We start from the raw sequence: 13,273 nt of genomic DNA, 5'->3' as shown, positions 1-13,273 counted from the left end.
TCTACGATACACCCTCTGTTATTTTTGCATCATCTGCATACAAAAAATCATCGCATTCCTTAACTTCATGGCATGTATCTACTCATACCCGGCCGGCATCACCTGCTAACAGATTTTCAGTTCAAATATCTGAACCGCCTGATCAAATGTAAACTGGAAGGCGAAAAAGACGTGTATGGCCAACCGTTAGCCACACAGGAAATAGAAGGCGTGATCTTCGCAGTTACCTCTGCCAATCATTTGGGCACCAAACGAAACCCGGTACCCTTCTATCTCCGCGCCATGATCATCCAGGAATTTTCCAACTCCCTGGATGTGCCGGTATATGTATACGGTATCGACGATGTAGGCGTAATCAATGATTTCACAGAATATACGGTAAAAACGATACGTCATTCCAGTGAAGGGATCCATTCCCTCACCCCCGCCAATACGCTCGTTATTTGCTCTACGGCGGTTAAGGATATGTACATCAAACATGGTTTTACCATACTGCCGGCAGAGTGGGACCCGGTAAGCAACCAGTTCACACAACCCATGCCCTGGGATATTGTAAAACTGGTAGCGCAAACCGGCGACTGGCGAAAAAACAAAACCGTTCTCGACCAGATGCACCCGGCATCTTTCAAAATCTGGTCGCTCTACAACGTAGGAGACAAGGTGCAGCATATCCTGAAAGATCCTATCATTGGCGCAGACGGCGATCTTACTGCCACCCGCGACTACAACGTATACGTGAAACAAATGGACGACATCGCCGCCCAGAAATACCGCGAAACGGCGCCCTACATCCAGCCCGGCAACATCGGCGATATCGGCTGCGCTGTTGGTTCGTGGATAAAAATGGCCTGCGAAGACGATCGCCTGCATGAGTGCGACTTCTACGGCATCGAGGTATCCCGTCACCTGTATGATATCTGTCTTCAAAGAAAACATAACGGGGAATTCGCCAATCCTTCCGTGTTCTTCTCACAAAAAAATGCAGTAACCAGCCTCGTATTTGAAGCCGGTAGCATGAATACCATTCATACTTCCTCGCTTACCCACGAAATAGAATCCTACGGCAGCCGGGAAGATCTGATCGCGTTTATACGTAACCGTTATAATGAACTGGTTCCCGGCGGCGTATGGATCAACCGGGATGTAGTAGGTCCTGAAAATAAAGAAGAAATCATTTTGCTCTGGCTCAATGACGCCGACGGGGAAAATGATATTGCATTACCTGAAAATGCAGGTACGCAGGAACTGGCAGCCTGGCTGGGAAAGCTGTCTACCAAAGCGCTGTTCAGGCAGTTCGCCAAAGACTTCCGGCATCATGAAGGGTTTCAATTACCGTACCAATGGGTAACCATAGAAGGGCAAACCTATGCACAGCTATCTATGCAAAATGCCTGTGAATTCCTGTTCAAAAAAGATTACCACGACAACTGGCTCAGTGAAATGCATGAAACATTTTGCTTCTGGAATTACGAAGACTGGAAAGCAGCCCTTGAAGAAGCGGGACTGCGGCTGGACAATTTGTCTACCACCTGGCGCAACGAATGGATTGTGAATAACAGGCTGGAAGGTAAGGTACAATTGATGCGCCCGTGCAAAAATGGTGTACCCTTACCTATCCCTTTTCCTGTTTCGCATATGCTGCTTTTAGCAAGAAAATAATCTGTCACCGGGAAGTGGCTGTAAATCACTTTCCGGTACATCTCATAATCCATAGTCTTTCAGTGGAATTATTTTCAGCTGGTGATCCGTTAAACGCCTACCGGGTATGAATAAAAAGAGGTGTCAATAATAATGTTAAGATGGGGAGATGCCTTCATAAAGCCTATTTGCTGCAAATATAATCTGTGGAAGGATAGAAGGGATTGTGAAAAGGAAAGAATTTATTGTGAAAGTCAAAGAAAGCCGGAGTATGATTACTCCGGCTATTACCTAAACCTACAACTGTTACACTGTTAGTAACATATCTTTAATTCGAATGAATTTCATTTAACGGCACTTCTTCATAAGAAGCTACCATACGCTGTCTGATGTAACGTTTGGAAGATAACCTGCCCATTCCCAGTTTCGCCATACCCATGTCTACAATCATGTACACCACCGGCACCACAATCAGGGTGAGGAACATGGAACTCATCAAACCTCCGATAATGGCCCATGCCAAACCATTTTTAATAGAGCCCACACCACCTGTTGCCAACGCAATAGGCAGCATACCGATTACCATCGCAATGGTGGTCATCAGAATAGGACGCAAACGCGCGTGGTTGGCATGGATCAGCGCCTGGTAAGTGCTTTGGCCCTGCTCTTTCATCTGGTTGGTAAAATCCACCAGGATGATCGCATTCTTCGCCACCAAGCCGATCAGCATAATGATACCCATAATGGTAAAGATGTTCAGCGTATTATTGGTGAGTGCCAGTGCCAGTAATGCACCGATGATCGCCAGCGGAATAGAGAACAATACCACGAAGGGATAGATGTAGTTGTCGTACAACGCCACCATGATGAGGTATACCAGTACGATAGAGATCAGCAATGCCGCGCCCATCGTTCCAAAGGAGTCGCCCTGGTTTTCTGCATCCCCGCCAAAAATGTAACTGATGCCGGTTGGCTTGTCCATTTTTGCCAGCTTGTCCGAAAACTCCTCTGTAACCGTACCGGAAGGACGACCCATTACCTGTGCCTGCACTGATACAGAGGTATTTTTATCCCTTCTTTCCAGGTGGCTGGGTCCGGAGCCTTCTGTTATCACTGCAAACTGCGACAGCTTAATCAGCTGGCCTTTGTCGTTAATGAACTGTATATTGGATACGTCTTCCAGGTTCTTACGATTGAAATCATCAAAACGGATGTTGATATCATATTCGTAATCACCCTGACGGAACTTTACTTTAGAATCATCGGCTGTACCACTGAAAGCGGTTTGCATGGTACCACCCACGGCATCGAGCGTGAGGCCCAGTGCAGCCATTTTATCCCTGTCTACCTGCACATTAATTTCCGGGTTACCATCTTCTACCGACAGCTTTACTTCCGTAGCACCACTGATAGTTTTGAGTGTATCCATCGCTCTTTTGGCGTAATTCATTACGCTGTCAAGCTCTGTACCCATCACCACCAGCTCTACCGGCGCCCGCTCTGCGGTACCCAGGATACTTACGTCCGTGGTTTTTACTTTCACGCCAGGTAAGATGCTTTTCAGTTCTTTTTTGATCTTGGCGGCGTAGATATCGGAAGCATCCAAACGGTGTTCGGGACCTACCAGCATTACAGTAATCTCTGCTTTGTAAGCGGTTGACTGGGCGTTACCGAAACCATCTTCACTGGTTTGACCTACCGTAGTGATCAAACGGGTTACTTCCTGTTTTTTATTGAGATATTTTTCTGCGGTACGGGTAGCCAGGTTGGTTTGTTCTACAGACGCATCCTTTGGCATTTCCAGCATTACGATGAATTGTCCGCGGTCGCCTTTAGGAATAAACTCCCCACCGATGTAACCTTTACCTACCAGCATGAAAGAGGCAATCAATAAACCAACGGCCACGGCGATTGTGACTCTTTTATGACCCAGTGCCCATTTCAGGATGCTGGTCATCCAGTTGGTGAATTTCTGCAGCTGTGCTTCAAACCAGAGAATAAATTTCTCAAAAATATTCTTACCCGTAATGTGTTCCAGCTTACCAAAACGCGAGGATAACAACGGCACAATCATAAAGGACGATAACAAACTAAGCATCGTGGAAATCATTACCACCACGCAAAACTCACGCAGGATCTTTGATACCAACTCATTCGTTAAAGAGATGGGCAGGAACACCACCACAATTACCAGTGTAATGGAGGTAACGGTGAAGCCTATCTCTTTTACACCGTCGAATGCAGCACGGACACGGTTCTTCCCCATTTCCATGTGCCGGTAAATATTTTCCAGTACCACAATCGCATCATCCACAAGGATACCTACCACCAGCGACAAGCCCAGCAACGACATGAGGTTGAGCGAGAAGCCCATCAATTTCATACCGATGAACGTAGCGATGAGGGAAGCGGGGATGGAGATCATTACAAACAATGCACTGCGGATGCTGTGCAGGAACAACAGCATTACAACCGCCACCAGCACTACGGCCAGGATCAGGTCATGTATTACCGAGTCGGCAGATTCCAGCGTAAAATCGGACGAATCATTTGCTACCAGCATCTTCAGATCGTTCGCAGCATAGTCTTTTTCAATTTTGCTGATTGCCTTCTTCATCTCTTCACTCACGGTTACCGCGTTGGCATCCGTTTGTTTCTGTACCTGCAGGGCAATCGCACTAACGCCGTCTACACGGGCAATACGATCCACATCTTTCTGGGCATCCTGCACATCAGCAACATCTATCAACCGCACTTGTGTACCATCTTCTGTTGTTTTCAGCACCAGGTTACGCAGCTGGTCAACGTTTTTATATTTACCTGCCAAACGGATGAGGATCTGTTCATTGGCCGTTTTTACCTTACCGGTTGGGAAGTCCAGGTTAGCATTGGTGATCAGCTGGCGCAGCTGCAGAATAGATAAGTTGAAAGCCTGTAATTTCTTTGGATCTACGTTTACCTGTATTTCGCGCTCCTGGCCACCAATCAGTGATACTTGGGCCACGCCCGGTAACCGGGATAATAAAGGCTGCAGTTTTTTATCTACCAGGTCATAAAACTGTTTGTCGTCCATTTTAGCGGTGGCAGACAATGTCATGATCGGAAGATCTTCCAGGGAAAATTTGTTGAGAGATGGCGGCTTGGCATCTCCCGGCAGATCCGCCAGGATAGCGTTTACTTTGCGTTGTGCATCCTGCAGGGCAATATCCACATCGGCATCGTTGTTCAACTCAACGGTAATAACAGAAAGACTTTCAGAAGATTTGGAAATGATCTTCTTGATCTTTTCCATAGACGCTACCGCATCTTCGATCTTCTTGGTGATGGTACTTTCCACCTCGTTAGGAGAGGCGCCGGGATACACCGTAGAAATAGTTACGATCGGGGAGCTGAACTTTGGCAACAGCTCGTAGTTCAGCGATTTATAACTCATCACGCCCAGGAGGGTGAGGATGGTGAACACCACCACCACTATCGTAGGTCGCTTAATTGATACTTCAGTAATCTTCATGTTGCAAAAATTTGGTCAAACACCAGATACATTTTCCTCGCTTACTTTTTGCCGTTCTGAGCCACTACAACAGCGCCTTCGGTCAGGTTGATCTGACCGCTGGTAATCACGGTATCACCTTCGTTTAGCCCTTCCCGTATTTCCACCTGGTCGCCAACGATGCGGCCGGCTACCACTTTGCGTTTCTTTGCCACATTACCATCCATTATATAAATGGTGTTACTGTTTACGCCGCCTACAAATGCGGTACGCGCAATGAAAATTGTTTTGGCAGCACCAGGGTCTACGAAATGCGCAGTACCATACATACCTGCTTTCAGGTCCTTTCCATCGATATTGCGAACTTCTATTTCTATCGGGTAGTTGAGGGAGTTATCGCCTTTTGCGGCTATAAAGGTGATAGTACCTTCATATTGGGTTTCAGGAAACACGTTGGAAGTAACCTGTACTTTCTGGCCGGTTTTGAGGGTTACCACTTGTCCTTCCGGCACAGATACAGCCAGTTTCAGCCTGGATACATCCACGATGTCGAACATCTTATTGCCTACAGAGAGGTAAGCGCCCTGTTCTATATATTTTTTATTGATAATTCCGGAAATAGGCGCTTTTACATAAGTATCGCTTACGCGGCGGCTGGCAGCTTCATAGCGCGTTTTTGCGATGTCGTACTGCAGGCGGGCATCATCCATTTGTTTCTGGGTAACGCCACCTGTCTGGAATGCGCTTTCATATCTTTCTTTATCTACTTTCAGCTGGTTGAGGTTAGCTTTTGCAGATTCGAGGTCGGTGTTTAAAAGCTGACCATCAATGTAAGCAATGGGTTGTCCCTGTCTTACCACGCTGCCTTCATCTACCAGCAGTTTGGTAATACGGCCGGCGGTTTCAGCGAGATACGACAGTTCGCGTACCGGCTCAAAGTTACCATTGGCCAGGAAGCCCTGGGAGAAATCATTGCGGGATACTTTTTGTACCAGCACCGGGATGTCGCCGATATTGCTTTGTTTTACAAATTCTGTTTTAGCCTCGTTCGCTTTTTTGTTAGCGCCAAGTTTCCACATGATCAGTACTACTGCACCTATTGTCACCAAGCCCCAGATTATAAACTTTTTCATCTGCAAAATAGTTTGTGTGTTCTATCGTTATTTTCGTTTATACGTTTAGTTTAGGAGGTCTTTTAAACTTCCTTTGCTTTTTATGATCTCCAGCTCTGCCAGTTTGTACTGCAGCAGGGCTTCGTTATAACTGTTTTGTGCGTCTGCCAGGGAGGTTTCTGCGTTCAGCAGATCTGTTAAACCAGCCAGGCCGAGTTTGTAGTTATTCTGTGTGGAATAATACACTTCGTTGGCGAGGTCCATGTTTTCCTTTTGCGTGGTGATGGTAGATAAGTTACTACGCACCATCAGCTTGGCATTTTCGTAATCTGTGTTAAGGGTCAGCTCAGTATCTTCCAGTTGTTTGCCCAGCTGACGCAGGGTTACGTTAGCCTGACTAACTTTGGAGCGGCGGCCAAAACCATCAAAGATGGGAACCTTTAATGTTACGCCGATGGCTGCTGCGCCAAACCAGCTGGTAGAGTTGGTAGGGTCTTTTGAAAAGGCCCATTGCTGACTCATCCCATTATAGGAATACCTGCCGAACAACGATAACGAGGGGTAATTTTCTGCCTGGTATGCCTTCTTCTGGAATAACTGCAGCTCTTCCTGTTTCTTCAATAATCTATATTCCGTTCTGTTGGCCAGATTCATATCATCATATTGTAACACCCCGGCGGCCTTGTTTTCAATATCTTTCAGTGAAGCTGCCGGCAACAGGAAGGTAGATTGCAGCGGCATACCCATTACCTTTTTCAGGTTATTGGTTTGGGTTGCATATTGATTCAATAGCTGCGTACGTTGCGTCATATTATTGATGAGGTTCACTTTGATACGGTCCAGGTCAATTTTTTTGGCCAGGCCGTTATCGAACTGTGATTTGGTAGCGCTTACCAATTGTGTGAGCTTTTCAATATTACTGTTGATGGTGATGATCTTTTCCTGTGTTACCAGCAACTGGTAATAGAGTTGTGATACGCTATAGATCACATTTTCAACAGATTGTTCTGTTTGAATCTTATAATATTCTTCGCCTGCTTTGGAGGCTTTTAAACCGGTAAACACTGCCTGATTAAAGATCTGCTGGCTCAGTTCTGCGCCTACGGTAGCATTGTATTTTACACCAAAAGCCACCAGTATGGAACTATCCGGTTTACCAAATACGGCACCTGGGATGAGCGATTTCTGCAACATCAGGTTGTCTGTATAAGAGGCATTACCATTCAGTTGTGGTAAAGCCTGGGAGCGGACTTCCTGGGTTTTATATTTACCCATTTCTTCGTCCATTTTGGTTTTGGCCAATTGTTTATTATTGTTCAATGCAAACTTCAGCGCTTCCTGTAAGGTCAGCTGCGTTTGGGCATAGCCGTTATATCCCCCTATCCCCATGAGGAGGACAAGCGTTAACTTTAATCGCTTCATAAAATAAATCTTAGCGTAGTAGTTTTATTCTTCTTCTTCTTTTATTTGCAGGTACTGGTTTACCAGTTTATGTCCCCGGATGGTGGCGATTCCCAATATAAAGTGGGCGGTTACCTGTTCCATTACCTCATGCATTTCAAACTGATCTGCGGGGTACTGTTCCGGGTCAAAAGCTGCCTCCAGCTGCAGCTGGCGCATGCGTGCTACAATATCTATATGAAGGTTCTGGCGGTATAGGCCCTCCGCCATTCCTCTTTTTAAATTCTTCTTGATGTTACAGAGCATGTTGTCCGACTTAAAACTCTCGATGCTGCGCCAGGTATCCGGATGGTATTTCTGGATTTCATGCAGCATTACCGGGTTCAAGGTTTTAGCCATATTGGTGATGTACTTCATGTTGCGCACCAGTTCTTCGATGGCGTTGTCTGTGGTTTGCAGACATTCATGGAAGTAGTTAATATGGTTCGTCAGCAGTTGCTGCATCCCTTCGTCTATCAGCGCCTGTTTGTCTACGAAATGCTCGTATACTGTTTTTTTGGAGATCCCGCAGTCGCGGGCAATATCAAACATAGTTACCCCTTTCACACCGTACGTTCTGAACATCTTCAGCGCTGTTTCCAGTATCCTTTCTCTCACCACCATGATTTCCGTTTAAGCTTTTATTCCGTTTATGAAAATTTCGAGTAGTTGTTTTTGTTTCTCTATCACCTCGTCCATCATTTCTTCATTCAGGTCCATGTCTTCCCGGATATGATCCGGTACGGAGAAACGCAATCCCACAGTAGCCAGTACCAGCAGTTCTGCGGTTTGTGCAGGATCTTTTACTTTAAATTCCCCAGAGGCAATACCTGCTTTAATGATGGCTGTATGGATATTGAATTCCCGCTGTTTTGCCTTCTTCTTTTCTTCAAGAAAGAGCGCAGAGTTATCCTGTAGTATTTTAAATATTTCCAGCCGGCAGAATTTGCTGATAAAATCTTTCCGGAGATCAATGATATTATATAATGCTTTGGCTGCCGATTTCACCTGTACTGCTTCCTTTTCCATCTGCTGGAAATATGCTTCCGCAATTCGTTCCAGTACGGCAACGTGCATCGCCTTTTTGTCGGGGTAATAGTAATACAGCGATGCTTTGGAGCAGTGAAGATCATCTGCTATTTCATTCATCGTTGTTTTGGAAGCGCCATAGTGAGTAAAACGCTTCAGAGCCGCCTCCAGGATCTTATCCCTCATTTCATCTTTAGCTTCTGTATGCATTAACTTTTTGACTTTTTTAGTTTCAAGGTCAAAATTAGGGAGTTTTTTTGAATTAGTAACTAAAGTTGTCCTTTTAACATCCATTTAACTTTTCGAAGATAAAAGTCAGAAAGTCAGGATAGAGAGATTTGAGCAGGTAGGGGATCGCCTTCGGCGATTGTCTTGGAACAGGATTAAACTGATTAGGCTGATTTCACTGATTTGATTACGTCTTGATTTTATAAAAGATTATTTTATAAAAGATTAGGGGAGATAAAAACGGATATTTCCGCTTTCATCTCCCCTAAATATTAAAATCAAAACGTAATCAAATCAGTGAAATCAGCCTAATCAGTTTAATCCTGCTCCAAGACAATTTCAGCGCCAAAGGCGCCACATCGCTATTTCAGTTTTTCGAGTGCAGCCTGCAGCTTCTCAAACATCGCAGGGATCTCTTCTTTCACGCAGGTACCTACGCTGAGGCGGTACCACGGAGAGTTTTTAGCAGATCCGAAAGCATAGAACGGCACCAGGGCTATTTTAGCTTCATTGAGGATGTAGGAGGTTACAGCGGCCTGATCTGCGAGCGCAGTGCCATCTGCCGTTTGTTTGCCTACCAGGTCAAATTTAACGGTAAGATAGATTGCAGCCTGCGGAGCAATGGCTTCTACTTTATGACCGGCAGTTTTCAGTTTATCGAAGCCTTCATAGATTTTCACCAGTCTTTCTTCGATTTCGCCTTTAAAGTGCTGCAGGTATTTATCCACATTTTCTTTCTGTACCAGGTAGCGGGCAGCAGCTTTTTGTTCTGCCATCGGGCTCCAGGCGCCAACATGGGAAAGGATGGATTTCATTTTACCGATTACATGTGCGGGTCCTAACGCCCAGCCAACTCTAACGCCGGTAGCGGCAAAGGCTTTACTCATACCGTCGATGAAGATGGTATAATCCTTCATTTCCGGGCGGAGGGTAACCGGGTTGTGATGGTGTGTTTCACCAAAGGTGAGCACCCAGTACATCTGGTCGAACATTACATAGAGGGGCTTTTCACCGGCGCCTCTGCTTTTGTTTTCGGCCAGAACCAGGTCGCAGATATCTTCCAGCTGTTGTTTACCGAAAGCGGTACCGGTTGGGTTTTGCGGGGAGCAGAGGGCCAGGAGGGTAGCGCCTTTCAGGAGTGGCTTCAGTTCTGCGGCCGTAGGCATGAAAAAGTTCTCTGGTTTGGTTTCCAGCACTACGTGTTCCGCTTCCAGGAAGTGGGTATAGTGGTTGTTATTCCATGATGGAGTGGCGTAAACTATTTTTTCGCCACGGTCAACAATGGTTCTGAAAGTAGCATAAATGATAGGACGGCCGCCGCAGGAAATAACGATTTCCTTTGCAGGATCGTAGGAGAGACCCTCACGCTCAGCTATAAAACCACCTACTGCCTGTCTTAACTCCGCGATACCATCGGCAGGAGGATAATTGGTCAGGTGCTCCTTATAGGCTGTTATGATTTCCTGTTCAAATTCAACCGGGATAGGAAATACCTTCGGGTCAAAATCGCCAATCGTGAAGTTGTATATCTTCTCACCCCTGGCCTGTTTCTCCTTTATTTCAGCTGCTAACTTAATGATTTCGGATCCAATCAACGTTTCGGCTAAATGAGACAGTTTCATAACCTGCTTTTTTTTGTTGGTTTGTAATAATTTTTCAGCGCGGCAAAAGTAACCGATTTGAAGATAATTTAAAAGAATAGGGAAATTCTTTTCACTTCCGTTAATAAATGACACTTGTTATTGCATCTCATCTAACCAGGAGGGTCATTTTTATTCTTTCTGTTTAGTATTATACTAAACAGAAATATATGAATGACTGCAAATCGTTGTGTAAAACCACGTTATCTTAGTGTATAAGATGTGATGAAATTAGGGAGAACGACAAAACTTTCTATCTTTGTTTACAGTACATTTGACCTTTTATGTGAGGTGCCGGGCGAAAATCAGGGCAGGATGCCCTAAAGGTTACCCTTCAACAAAAAATGATAAGCAAACTTATATAAACCATGAAATTTATTGTTTCTTCCTCTACTTTATTAAAACAATTACAACAGATCAGCGGGGTTATCAATTCAAACACAGTATTGCCGATACTGGAGGATTTTATGTTCCTGATTGACAAAAACGAACTGACTGTAGTTGCAACTGACCTGGAAACTGTTATGCGGGTGAAGCTGGAGGTGGAAGCCAAGGAAAGCGGTCGGATCTGTATCCCGGCGAAGATCCTGATGGATTCCCTCAAAAATCTGCCCGACCAGCCGCTGACTTTCCACATTGACCTGAACTCCTATGCAGTGGAAATCACTTCAGACAATGGTAAATATAAAGTGATGGGGGAAAACCCGGAAAACTTCCCGAAAGAACCGGCTGCAGATGATACCACCTCCTTCACAATGGCTGCTACCGGCCTGGTTACCGCCATCAATAAAACCCTGTTTGCGGTGAGCAACGATGACCTGCGCCCTGCCATGACAGGCGTGTTCTTCGAACTGGCTCCGGACAGCCTTACTTTTGTTGCCACCGATGCACATCGACTGGTGAAATATGTAAGAACAGACGTAAAGTGCCCGCAGGCAGACAGCTTCATCGTACCTAAAAAACCGCTGAACCTGCTGAAATCAGCCCTGCCTGATAATGAAACTGAAATTAAAGTAGCTTATAGCCAGAACCACTTCTTCGTACAGCACGAAGGCGCACAAATGATCTGCCGCCTTATTGATGCCCGTTTCCCTGACTATAAGGTAGTAATACCAAAAGATAATCCTTACCGCCTCACCGTGGTAAAAAGCGATTTCCAGAACGCCTTAAAACGCGTAGGTGTATTCGCCAATAAAAGCACCAACCAGGTAGCTTTAAGCATCACCGGCAGCGAACTCCAGCTATCTGCGCAGGATGTGGATTTCTCCTTTGAAGGTAATGAACGCATGAACTGCCAGTATACCGGCGATGATATGCAGATTGCTTTTAATGCGAAATTTCTCATTGAAATGCTGAATGCGGCTGAAGGAGATGAAATTTCCATCGACCTCGCTACTGCCACCAAAGCAGGTATCCTCAGACCTTCCGAAAAAGAAGAAAATGAAGACCTCCTCATGCTGGTAATGCCGCTCATGCTGAACAACTAACCACAGTTGTTAGCTAAATGCTAAAAAGGTAAATACTTATAGCTAAAAACTTATACATAAAGCAATCTCTGACAAAGAGGTTGCTTTTTTCTTTGCCTGTGGCCCAAAAGACACCTTTTTATATTCCCTAAATAGTTGTAATTTTTATCCGGAATCAGTGGTTGGAACAGACCCGAAGATTCAGGACAGTAACGCAAGGGTAATAACAGTAACGCATATATGTTTACTGTGTATTACAGTTAAGATCACATCCCCATATCATATCCACTGCAGAGATTTTGTTGGCCTGGTTAAGGAGAACCACACAGCACAGCATAAAAGACCGTTATATATATTTTACCATCATATGGTAAGTTTTTTTGAAAATATTCCGTCAGTATACCGTACTGCTATCCTGGTGAGCGGGCTATTGCTGTTATGGATCATTGAGGGCATGGCGCCCCGGTTCCGTTTTGGCAGCAATCGCTACAGGCATGCCGGTACCAATCTCTTTTTTACATTAACCACGGTGATTGTAAATACAGGGCTGGCATTTCTCATTGTAAAGGCTTCCCGGTGGACAAGCGCCCAACAATTCGGCATCCTGTACCTGAAGCAATTGCCGCTGTGGCTCCATACTATACTGGCACTATTACTGCTGGATTTTATAGGGGCCTGGCTCATACATTGGGTGCAGCACAAAACCGCCTGGATGTGGCAGTTCCATAAAATTCATCACATAGATACACAGATAGACGCCACTACTGCCCTGAGACACCACCCGGTGGAAAGCCTGTTGAGAGTAATAGCCCTCTTTGCTGCTATTATAATGCTCGGAGTGCCCTTCTGGATGATCATGTTATACCAGAGTTTATCGGCTTTTATGTCGCAGTTCAATCACGCCAACATCCATCTGCCCAAATGGCTGGATAATGCGCTTAGCTGGGTCATTGTATCGCCGGATATGCATAAGGTACATCATAGTCATTACCAGCCTGAAACAGACGCTAATTATGCCAATATATTTTCTATATGGGATCGCCTCTTCGGCACTTTTGTAAAAGTACCGGATACGCTGGCGATCAGATACGGACTGGATGAATACCAGGACGCCCGCTACCAGGAAATAGGATCCCTGTTAAAAGTGCCCTGGGAACACGACACTGTGATGAAGGAAAAGATCAGTAGTCAACATAAATAAATACCTATTTGTAAATAATTATTCCTTCA

9 protein-coding genes are annotated in these 13,273 nt (G+C 45.2%); 3 read left to right on the top strand and 6 right to left on the bottom strand.

Going from position 1 to position 13,273, the window contains the following annotated elements:
• Positions 1–72: 72 nt before the first annotated feature.
• Positions 73–1,659, top strand: coding sequence for a class I SAM-dependent methyltransferase (locus ACMXI2_RS28840; protein WP_483779335.1), 1,587 nt, complete (start codon positions 73–75; stop codon positions 1,657–1,659).
• Positions 1,660–1,966: 307 nt separating this feature from the next.
• Here ACMXI2_RS28840 and ACMXI2_RS28835 read toward each other — a convergent pair whose 3' ends face one another.
• From ACMXI2_RS28835 to ACMXI2_RS28810, 6 genes are all read right to left on the bottom strand, one after another.
• On the bottom strand, positions 1,967–5,149 hold the full coding sequence (locus tag ACMXI2_RS28835; protein WP_483779334.1) for an efflux RND transporter permease subunit: 3,183 nt from the start codon (positions 5,147–5,149) through the stop codon (positions 1,967–1,969).
• Positions 5,150–5,190: 41 nt separating this feature from the next.
• On the bottom strand, positions 5,191–6,261 hold the full coding sequence (locus tag ACMXI2_RS28830; RefSeq protein ID WP_483779333.1) for an efflux RND transporter periplasmic adaptor subunit: 1,071 nt from the start codon (positions 6,259–6,261) through the stop codon (positions 5,191–5,193).
• A gap of 45 nt (positions 6,262–6,306) precedes the next feature.
• Positions 6,307–7,662: a TolC family protein gene (locus tag ACMXI2_RS28825; protein WP_483779332.1), complete on the bottom strand. Its 1,356-nt coding sequence runs from the start codon at positions 7,660–7,662 to the stop codon at positions 6,307–6,309.
• Between the two features lie 24 nt (positions 7,663–7,686).
• A complete protein-coding gene (locus ACMXI2_RS28820; protein WP_483779331.1) occupies positions 7,687–8,304 on the bottom strand; it encodes a TetR/AcrR family transcriptional regulator in 618 nt (205 codons plus the stop codon).
• Between the two features lie 9 nt (positions 8,305–8,313).
• Positions 8,314–8,919: a TetR/AcrR family transcriptional regulator gene (locus tag ACMXI2_RS28815; RefSeq protein WP_483779330.1), complete on the bottom strand. Its 606-nt coding sequence runs from the start codon at positions 8,917–8,919 to the stop codon at positions 8,314–8,316.
• A gap of 380 nt (positions 8,920–9,299) precedes the next feature.
• Positions 9,300–10,559, bottom strand: a complete 1,260-nt coding sequence (locus tag ACMXI2_RS28810; RefSeq protein ID WP_483779329.1) for a pyridoxal phosphate-dependent aminotransferase — start codon at positions 10,557–10,559, stop codon at positions 9,300–9,302.
• 386 nt (positions 10,560–10,945) lie between these two features.
• Between ACMXI2_RS28810 and dnaN the strand changes: the two genes are divergently transcribed.
• Positions 10,946–12,064 (top strand): DNA polymerase III subunit beta, encoded by a 1,119-nt coding sequence (gene dnaN, locus ACMXI2_RS28805; RefSeq protein ID WP_079471622.1) that lies wholly within the window; start codon positions 10,946–10,948, stop codon positions 12,062–12,064.
• 346 nt (positions 12,065–12,410) lie between these two features.
• Positions 12,411–13,244: a sterol desaturase family protein gene (locus ACMXI2_RS28800; RefSeq protein ID WP_483779328.1), complete on the top strand. Its 834-nt coding sequence runs from the start codon at positions 12,411–12,413 to the stop codon at positions 13,242–13,244.
• Positions 13,245–13,273: the final 29 nt, after the last annotated feature.

The organism is Chitinophaga sp. G7 BAM 1005, assembly GCF_057126945.1.
This window is presented reverse-complemented; position numbering and strand designations above follow the sequence as displayed.

Bases quoted from the DNA above. Each gene is read 5' to 3' on its own strand.
- ACMXI2_RS28840 (WP_483779335.1), top strand. From the start codon at position 73: ATGTATCTACTCATACCCGGCCGGCATCACCTGCTAACAGATTTTCAG.
- ACMXI2_RS28835 (WP_483779334.1), bottom strand. From the start codon at position 5,149: ATGAAGATTACTGAAGTATCAATTAAGCGACCTACGATAGTGGTGGTG.
- ACMXI2_RS28830 (WP_483779333.1), bottom strand. From the start codon at position 6,261: ATGAAAAAGTTTATAATCTGGGGCTTGGTGACAATAGGTGCAGTAGTA.
- ACMXI2_RS28825 (WP_483779332.1), bottom strand. From the start codon at position 7,662: ATGAAGCGATTAAAGTTAACGCTTGTCCTCCTCATGGGGATAGGGGGA.
- ACMXI2_RS28820 (WP_483779331.1), bottom strand. From the start codon at position 8,304: ATGGTGGTGAGAGAAAGGATACTGGAAACAGCGCTGAAGATGTTCAGA.
- ACMXI2_RS28815 (WP_483779330.1), bottom strand. From the start codon at position 8,919: ATGCATACAGAAGCTAAAGATGAAATGAGGGATAAGATCCTGGAGGCG.
- ACMXI2_RS28810 (WP_483779329.1), bottom strand. From the start codon at position 10,559: ATGAAACTGTCTCATTTAGCCGAAACGTTGATTGGATCCGAAATCATT.
- dnaN (WP_079471622.1), top strand. From the start codon at position 10,946: ATGAAATTTATTGTTTCTTCCTCTACTTTATTAAAACAATTACAACAG.
- ACMXI2_RS28800 (WP_483779328.1), top strand. From the start codon at position 12,411: ATGGTAAGTTTTTTTGAAAATATTCCGTCAGTATACCGTACTGCTATC.